An 8,625-nucleotide genomic window follows, 5' to 3' on the forward strand; every position below is an offset into this window, starting at 1 on the left:
AACGCTTGAATGTTAAATGAGGTTTGCACCATCCGCAAGGAGACACGATGAGTTTGTTAGAAGTAATACCGGAGGGTATTCTTAAGCGGATTGCGGTATTAATTCCGCTAGTGCTTACCGTATTTACTAGTTTCTGTGTTGAAACTAAAAATCGTTTTAGTGCATATCTACACAATGAATCAGAACTATATACGACAGGAATGCAGTGGGCAATGGATTTTGCTGTGGAAGAAGATATTGGGGCTGTGAATTTTAGCGGACAATACAGCCAGCATTCTCATTTTATAAGCAGATGGCATCAGCAAGATCATAGTATTTCGATGTATTCCAAACCATATCGTTGGTGGTTACGGATGCAGATTCCTCAAAGTGAACTAAGAGCTGGATTGCAGCAGATAAACTTTGGCTCTGCCCAAATTCTGCGTCCCCTTAAGTGGTTTGATAGCCTAGATCCTCAAGACCCTTTAAAATTAAGTGGCGCAGTTGAAGCCTTGTTGATAAGACATCACTGGTTGAATAATGCCAATTTCTGGTTGTGGGCTATGATGGGTGAGGAAGAATTAAAGGGCAACGAATTGCTATGCAGTAAGCAAGAGGCTTTAGAGTTTGGGGGTAGGGTTCAATATCCGGTTCTGTGGGGCGATACTGCATTGAGCTTTCATTACCGGCCATTACTATGGGGAAAAGAATACCGAATGGGCTTAGATTTAAGAATGGATGACGTAATAGGGGCTTGGCTGGAATTGAACGCTTCATACTATAAGGCTGTGCCCAATTTTCCCACATATCAAACGGCCATAACTCTGGGGGGAGATTATGTGCTGGATTGGCAGAATGGCATAGCCATCACGATGGAAAACATGCTGCTTGCCTCAGCACAAAACGAATTATATAGTGCTCAATCTCAGAACTGGGTAAGCACTTTGATGCTCAACTATCCCTTATCTATAATCGATACAATATCGCTTTTGGCATTAGCAGAATGGCAAACGGAAAACCATAGTATGAGCCTTGCCTGGCTAAGAGAGTATGACTACCTTTCGCTACATTTTTTACTGGTAAATTCAAAAGAAACAGATTTTGGGGCAAGACTGATGCTTAGCATGAATCTATGAACTATTGGGGAATATATGAAAGAAGTAATAGCACAGATAAAAGATCTTAGCAAATCCTTTCCCACGGGAGAGGGTGAATTTTGGGCACTTAAAAGCATTTCTTTAGAATTCAATCGGGGCGAGTTCAGCGGCTTTGTTGGTCCCAGTGGCAGTGGGAAAACTACTCTTCTAAATATTTTGGGCTCTCTGGATACACCTACAAAAGGGGAAGTGGAAGTTCTGGGGAATAAGATTCACCAACTCAATCAATCGGATGCAGCACAATTACGATCTAAACATATTGGCTTTATTTTCCAAACTTATAACCTACTGCCGGTCTATAATGTATATGAAAATGTGGAATTTCCCTTATTGCTCATCAAGATGGATGCGGCCAAAAGAAAGAAAATGGTTAAGGATGCCATTGCTTGGGTGGGGCTTACGGACAAGATAAAAAGCCGCCCCAATCAGCTTTCTGGGGGGCAGTGTCAGCGTGTAGCAATAGCGCGGGCAATGGTAAAAAAGCCGGAACTGGTTTTGGCAGATGAACCCACGGCAAACTTGGATACTGAAAACTCATTTAACATTTTGGATACAATGCTCAAGCTTAATAAAGAGCTAAATACTACTTTTATCTTTAGTACCCACGATCCCAAAGTAATTGAATATCTTAAGCGCATCATCAGACTTATTGATGGAGAGGTGGCAAGCGATGATCTTGCGTCTGGCAGTTAAGAATATTCTGCATAATGGCTGGCGGAGCCTCATTAATATTGTAGTGATTAGCATCGTGCTAATCGTTATGGTGTGGACTCAGGCAATGTATTACAGTTGGATACGCCTGGCAGAGATTCAACAAACAGATTGGGAATATGGCAAAGGTCTGTTACGAGTTAAAACTTACGATCCTTACGATCCGCTAACTTTTGATGAGAGCTATGCTCCAATTCCCCAAGAGCTGCAAAACGCTATAGATCAAGAAGAGATTGCACCTATTTTAATGGCACCGGCAACGATATATCCGCAGGGACGCATGCTCTCTGCCATCATCAAGGGGATACCTCAGCAACAGAGTGTTTTGGTATTTCCTTCGGGTAAACTAAGCGCTCAGCAAAAAGATATTGTGCCCGTATTGATTGGAAAAGCTATGGCAAAAAGCTCAAGACTCAGCCAAGGCGATATCTTTACCATCAGAGTGCGAGATATTAACGGGGCTTACAATGCGATAGATGCAATTGTGGAAGAGGTTTTGCCAATTCCAGCTCCTACTGCTGATATTGGAACCATTTGGGTGAATTTAGATTTACTGCAAGAGATAAGGGAAGCGCCCAATACTGCCAGTTATTTTGTATTAGGAAGCTCTAAATATCAGAATTTTGAGAGCTCGGATTTTCGTTTTATCGATAAAGACGAGTATTTTGCCGATCTGTATCAGATGTTGGAAAATGAGCGTTTCCAACAAGTGTTGATGTATGCGTTGCTGGTATTTTTGGCGATGATAGCCATTTTCGATACTCAAGCTTTGGCGGTATTTAAACGGCGCAAAGAGATTGGTACTTTGGCTGCTTTGGGCTTTACTAAAGCCAAGATTGTGCTGCTTTTTACTTTGGAGGGTACAATCTACACTGTCTGCGCCATTTTAGCTACGCCCATTCTTGGTTTTCCGCTGTTTTATTATTTTGCCACCTCCGGTTTTCCTATTTTGGAGGGTTACGATGAGTTTGGTTTACCCGGATTTACAGAGCCTATCAAGTTTCTATATCCTATCGATGAGATATTGATGGTATTCTTTGTGATTTTGATCTTTACGGTATTTGTAAGCTGGTTGCCAACGCGTAAAATCGCCAAAATGAATCCTGTTGATGCCCTGCGGGGAAAGGTAAACTAAAGATGCTTAAGTTCTTGATAAAAGGAATTATGCGAGATCGCCATCGTTGGCTTTTCCCCATCTTGATTGTGATGTTCGCTGTGGCTCTGCTTATCTTTGGTTTTTCCTTCTTGGAGGGTTTTAAGATGAGTTACATACAACAGACCTCCAGATTCAATAGCGGTCATATGAAGGTTGTAAGTAGGGCTTATGCAGAAATGCTGGATATCAAGCCATACGATCTGGCATTGCTAGATGTATCGGAAGATTTATATGAGTGGAAAGAACAATATCCACAATTAGATTGGGTTGAACGCATCAACTTTGGAGCCTTGCTGGATGTTCCCGATAACGATGGGAATACAAAAATCCAAAGCGAAATAGTAGGTTTTGCCATCGATTTGTTAGGCTCGGAAGAAGAGATCAACCGCATGCAGTTAAAAAATGGTTTAAAGCGGGGTAAATTACCTCAAGATGCAAGTGAGATCCTAATTAGTTTGGCAGCCGCAGAGAAGATGGAACTGAAAGTGGGGGATAAGGTTACGTTGATGGGGGCTACAGTGTTTGGGGCAATGAGTATGCGTAATTTTCAGATTTCGGGGATGGTAGAATTTGGAGTGTTATCTTTGGATAGAGGGGCTATAGTAGCAGATCTATCGGCAATACGCGAGATGCTGGATATGCAAGATGCAGCGGGAGAGATTCTCTGTTTCTTTAAAGATGGAGAGTATAATCTGAGAGATGCTACCAAGATTGCTAATCACTTCAACGGCAAATATAGCAATAAAGAAGAGGAATTCTCGCCGCAGATGCTGAGACTTAACGATCAAGGCAACTTGGGTCCCATTCTAAGGATGTTCGACTATTCCCTGGTGTGGATGTCCTTAGGCTTCATAATGGTAATGGCAATAGTGCTTTGGAATGCGGGGTTATTGAATGGAATAAGACGCTATGGTGAGTTTGGATTGCGTCTTGCCATTGGCGAAAGTAAACGCATGGTATATACTTCTTTGCTTTCAGAAGCTTTGATAGTGGGCATTGCAGGGGGAGTATTAGGGGTAATAATCGGCTCGGGGATAAGCATATACTTTAATATTCATGGCATGGATATGAGCGTGTACAACCGCAGTTCTAACATGATGACAGAAAACATTTTATATACATCTCTAACCGTTAAAGCGATAATTGCAAGTTTTATTCCCGGCTTGGTTTCAACCTTTTTGGGGGCGGCACTTGCCGGGATTGCCATCTTTAAACGTGAAACATCACAACTATTTAAGGAGCTGGAAACATGAAGAGTTTATTATCGGCATTATGTATGTTGCTAATACTGCCCCTCTATGGGCAAGCGCCTTCTGCCGAGCAAATTATCCAGGCAGTAGACGCAAACATGATATCGCAAACGTCAAAATCCCGCACACGTATGGTTGTTCATTCGCGCCGTGCTACTCGCACAATGGAAGCTATCAACTACTCCAGAGGCAACAATATGTTTTTCAGCGAATACCTTTCTCCTCCACGGGAAAAGGGAACAAAGATGTTAAAACTGGATGAAGATCTGTGGATCTACGATCCCGGTACAGACCGCAGTATTCAAATCTCTGGCAATATGCTCAAACAATCGGTGATGGGTAGCGACCTTTCCTATGAGGACATGATGGAGGAAACCCATCTTCTGGATAGTTATAATGCAGAGCTAAGCGGTGATATTCAGTATGAGGGCAGAGATTGTTGGATCTTGGAATTGAATGCAAAAAACACTGATGTTAGCTATTATAAACGTAAAGCATATATAGATAAACAGAGATATGTGTGCCTCTATGAAGAATGGTTTGCAAAAAGCGGAAAGCTGCTTAAAACCGTGAAAGCATCCGATGTGCAGCGCATCGATAACAGATGGTATCCCACTAAATATGTGTTTAAAGACGAACTGAAGCAAGGCTCTGGTACAGAATACTATCTCGAAGAAATTCAGCTTGATCTTGATCTTCCCGCACATGTATTCACCAAAGCAATGCTAAAAAAATGATTGCCATCATCGGAGGAGGTGCAGCCGGCTTAGGCGCTGCCATAGCATGTGGGGAAAGAGCAATTGTTTGGGAACGAAACAAAATAGCAGGCAAAAAACTACTGCTTTCAGGAGCGGGACAGTGTAACTTTACAAATGCCAATAATCGTGAAGATTTCTTGGCTGCTTTAACAGAATTCCGCAATTGGCTAAAACCAGCGTTTTATTCTTTTGATAACATGTCTTTCATCAAGCTGTTAGAGGAATTTGGCTGTCCAGTATATATTAGAGAAGATAGAAAAGTGTTTCCTCAAAGCTTAAAAGCTTCCGATGTTCGAGACACCCTGTATAATATTGCCCGCCAAAGGGGTGCTAAGTTTATGTGGGATAGCAAGATTGAGTATATTGAAGAGAAAGAAGGACTGTTCTATCTAAACACTAATTCTGGCGCCAAGATCAGAGCCCAAAAAGTTATTATCGCAGCAGGAGGTGCGGCGTGGAGTGTCACCGGTAGCGATGGCAGCTCGTACAGATTGGCATCAGCTTTGGGGCATAAGATCCACGATCCCAAACCGGCACTTGCACGTATAGAGATTGAGGATTATGCTCCATTTATTTGTTGCGCTGGATTGTCGCTTAAAGCTGGGCTTCAATTGGCTAAGCGAAGTATCTGGGGTGAGCTGCTCTTTACCCATAACGGCTTAAGCGGTCCTTTGATTTTGGATAACAGCCGGAAGCTGCACGCAGGAGAGATTATCCAGATCAGAATATGTGATTGCCACGATTTTTTGAACTTAATACAAAAACACCCCAAACGTAAGGTAAGCAAGCTCTTACAAGAATACCGTTTGCCGCAGCGTTTAACTGAAACAATCATGAAAAACATGCAAATTAGCTCGGATCTTATTGCCGCAGAATTAAGTGCCAGCAAGCGCAAACAATTATTAGCCACCCTTAAGAATCATCCTTTTAAGATTAAGGCCATTGAAGGCTTATGTAGTTCAATGTCCGATTGGGGAGGAGTAGATTTGAAAGAAGTGGATTCTAAAACTATGCAATCCCGCATATTAAAGAACGTGTTTTTTGCAGGTGAAAGTCTTGCTTATAGTCTTCCCAGTGGAGGATACAGTATTCAGATGGCAGTAAGCACAGGGTATCTGGCAGGCATAAATGCAGTGAATAGTATTTGATATTTGATGCTATATGAGTTATCCTGTAATTATCTACGCCAAATGAGGAGTTAATGTGATACAACTTGAGAAATTTACGTTAAAAGTAATGATTGAGCAAACCATTGCCAACCATCCCAGCCGCCCCGCTCTTTCTATGGTAGATGGCAAACCCATTAGCTATGAGCAGCTTGGGGAGCAGATTAACGACGTGATTGTGATGCTTAAAGATTATGGAATTCAGAAAGGGGACAAAGTGGCTCTGCTTTCACAAAATCTTCCCAATTGGGGTGTTGCCTATTTAGCAATTGCTTCAATGGGTGCAATTGTAGTTCCTATCTTAGTAGATTTCCATCTTAATGAAATCCATCAAATCCTTCGCCATAGTGGTGCCAAAGCTGTGTTTGTCTCTAATATACATTACGAAAAAATTGGTTATAGCGATTTGGATCCCTCACCTATGATGTTTCTGATGGATAACCTAACACCTATAGAACCAAATATGAGTAAAGACAAGCTTGGTGAATTTATCCAAGAACGTAAAAGTGCGTGGAAGAAATTTCGCAACAAAGCTTTAGAATCGGTCGGACTGGTAGATAGTGAACCTGCAGAAGATGAAATTGCCGCCATTATCTATACCTCCGGTACTACGGGTAGCTCCAAAGGCGTTATGCTAACGCATCGTAATTTAGTAATGGACGCATGGCTTACTTTGCATATCCAAAATGTGGATGAACACGATCGGCTGATCTCAATTTTGCCACTATCACATACCTACGAATGCACTATCGGCTTCATTATTCCTATGATGACAGGCGCCTGTGTTTACTATTTGGACAAACCGCCTACGGCGCGCATCCTCATCCCCGCCATGCAAAAGATAAAACCTACCATGATCCTTACCGTACCCCTCATCATTGAAAAGATCTTTAAACTGCAAATCTATCCTCAGCTTACCAAAAACCTGCTGATGCGCGAGCTGTACAAACTTGTGCCAACACGCAAAGCACTGCACAAACTAGCCGGCAAGAAGTTGATGAAAACCTTTGGGGGAGCCTTGCATTTCTTTGGCATTGGCGGTGCTCTGCTTTCGCATGATGTAGAGCGATTTCTTAGTGATGCTTCATTTCCCTATGCCATCGGCTATGGGCTTACCGAAACCTCGCCCCTAATTGCCGGAAGTAGCCCCGCTGCCGCAAAGTTCCGTTCTACCGGAACTGTTCTGCCTCAGCTTGAAGTGCGCATCGCAAATCCCGATCCCAAAACTAAAGTGGGCGAAATTCAGGTGAAAGGACCCACCATTATGAAAGGTTATTACAAAGATAAACAGCGCACTGATGAAGCCTTTACCGATGATGGATTCTTTAAAACCGGAGATCTGGGCGTGCTTAATAAGAAAAATTATCTCTATATAAAGGGCAGAATCAAGAACGTGATTATTGGCCCCAATGGCGATAATATCTATGCCGAGGAAATCGAAGCCAAGCTTAATGAAGCAGAAAGCGTTTTAGAATCTATGGTCTATGAGAGCGGAGGTAATATCATTGCCAGAGTGTTCTTGAACTACGAGATCCTGGATGCTCACTACAATCTCAGCAAAATGGGAAGCGTCCAAGCCGAAAAATCGATCGAGAAACACCTTCTGGAACTCAGAACGCACCTTAATGCAAACGTTGCATCTTTTTCTAAGCTACATAAAATCATTGAACAAAAAGAGCCGTTTGAAAAGACACCCACTCAAAAGATAAAACGCTTCCTCTATCAATAGGAGACCTCTATGACAATTCAAAGTGTTTTTGAACAACTTGCGCGCTTTGCACCAACAGCCTTAGCTCAGGATTGGGATAATGTTGGTCTTCTGGTGGGAGATCCCTCGCGAAAGGTAAAGCGGATTCTCATCAGCCTCGATGCCAGCGCAAATGCAGTAGATTTTGCCCTTAAAACAAAATGTAACCTGATTGTTAGCCATCATCCCCTTATCTTTCATCCACTTAGAACCATTACCCATCCCACCGTTCTAAAGATGGTAGAAAAAAAGATCGGACTCATTAGTATGCACACCAATTTTGATTCTGCCATTGGAGGCGTTAATCATGCTTTGGCAGATGCCTTGGAGATGGAAGTTGTGGAGAGTTTGGGCATTGGAGAATCTCGCGATATCGGGCTTGTATGCTCGTATAAGAAATCTTACTGCCTGTCCGAGATAGCCCAATATGTGCGCCAAAGGCTTGATGCATCCGGCTTGCGCCTTTGGACAGCAGGGTGGAACGAAAACCGTGAAATCCGACGCATCGCAATTTGTGGAGGCTCCGGTGGCTCGATGTTGACTCTCGCAGAGCAAAAAGCAGATCTGCTGATTACCGGCGATATATCTTACCATAGTTTTTTGGATAGCAGCATTCCCATCATCGATGCCGGGCATTTCTACACAGAGTATCCAGCCTTAAAGATTTTACAAGATTATCTGATTCCTACAGGATTGCCCAC

The 8,625-nt window shown here is 42.7% G+C and carries 8 protein-coding genes; all 8 read left to right on the forward strand.

What is annotated here, in order from left to right:
• Window positions 1-47 precede the first annotated feature (47 nt).
• Window positions 48-1,115 carry a hypothetical protein gene (locus LHW48_00740; GenBank protein MCB5258988.1) on the forward strand — a complete coding sequence of 356 codons (1,068 nt, stop codon included), beginning with the start codon at window positions 48-50 and terminating at the stop codon, window positions 1,113-1,115.
• Between the two features lie 15 nt (window positions 1,116-1,130).
• Entirely contained in the window at window positions 1,131-1,829 is a 699-nt protein-coding gene (locus tag LHW48_00745; protein ID MCB5258989.1) for an ABC transporter ATP-binding protein, read from the forward strand.
• Entirely contained in the window at window positions 1,807-2,982 is a 1,176-nt protein-coding gene (locus LHW48_00750; GenBank protein MCB5258990.1) for an FtsX-like permease family protein, read from the forward strand. The genes LHW48_00745 and LHW48_00750 overlap by 23 nt, the downstream gene beginning before the upstream one ends.
• A 125-nt stretch (window positions 2,983-3,107) precedes the next feature.
• Window positions 3,108-4,256 (forward strand): FtsX-like permease family protein, encoded by a 1,149-nt coding sequence (locus tag LHW48_00755; GenBank protein MCB5258991.1) that lies wholly within the window; start codon window positions 3,108-3,110, stop codon window positions 4,254-4,256.
• A complete protein-coding gene (locus LHW48_00760) occupies window positions 4,253-4,990 on the forward strand; it encodes an outer membrane lipoprotein-sorting protein (protein ID MCB5258992.1) in 738 nt (245 codons plus the stop codon). The genes LHW48_00755 and LHW48_00760 overlap by 4 nt, the downstream gene beginning before the upstream one ends.
• Window positions 4,987-6,159 carry an aminoacetone oxidase family FAD-binding enzyme gene (locus LHW48_00765; protein ID MCB5258993.1) on the forward strand — a complete coding sequence of 391 codons (1,173 nt, stop codon included), beginning with the start codon at window positions 4,987-4,989 and terminating at the stop codon, window positions 6,157-6,159. The genes LHW48_00760 and LHW48_00765 overlap by 4 nt, the downstream gene beginning before the upstream one ends.
• 55 nt (window positions 6,160-6,214) lie before the next feature.
• Window positions 6,215-7,906 carry an AMP-binding protein gene (locus tag LHW48_00770; GenBank protein ID MCB5258994.1) on the forward strand — a complete coding sequence of 564 codons (1,692 nt, stop codon included), beginning with the start codon at window positions 6,215-6,217 and terminating at the stop codon, window positions 7,904-7,906.
• Between the two features lie 9 nt (window positions 7,907-7,915).
• Window positions 7,916-8,625: Nif3-like dinuclear metal center hexameric protein (locus LHW48_00775; GenBank protein MCB5258995.1), on the forward strand; the 710-nt coding region annotated here is incomplete at its 3' end.

It is taken from the genome of Candidatus Cloacimonadota bacterium (assembly GCA_020532355.1).
Classification (GTDB): Bacteria; Cloacimonadota; Cloacimonadia; order Cloacimonadales; family Cloacimonadaceae; genus UBA5456.

Bases quoted from the DNA above. Each gene is read 5' to 3' on its own strand.
- LHW48_00740 (MCB5258988.1), top strand. From the start codon at position 48: ATGAGTTTGTTAGAAGTAATACCGGAGGGTATTCTTAAGCGGATTGCG.
- LHW48_00745 (MCB5258989.1), top strand. From the start codon at position 1,131: ATGAAAGAAGTAATAGCACAGATAAAAGATCTTAGCAAATCCTTTCCC.
- LHW48_00750 (MCB5258990.1), top strand. From the start codon at position 1,807: ATGATCTTGCGTCTGGCAGTTAAGAATATTCTGCATAATGGCTGGCGG.
- LHW48_00755 (MCB5258991.1), top strand. From the start codon at position 3,108: ATGAGTTACATACAACAGACCTCCAGATTCAATAGCGGTCATATGAAG.
- LHW48_00760 (MCB5258992.1), top strand. From the start codon at position 4,253: ATGAAGAGTTTATTATCGGCATTATGTATGTTGCTAATACTGCCCCTC.
- LHW48_00765 (MCB5258993.1), top strand. From the start codon at position 4,987: ATGATTGCCATCATCGGAGGAGGTGCAGCCGGCTTAGGCGCTGCCATA.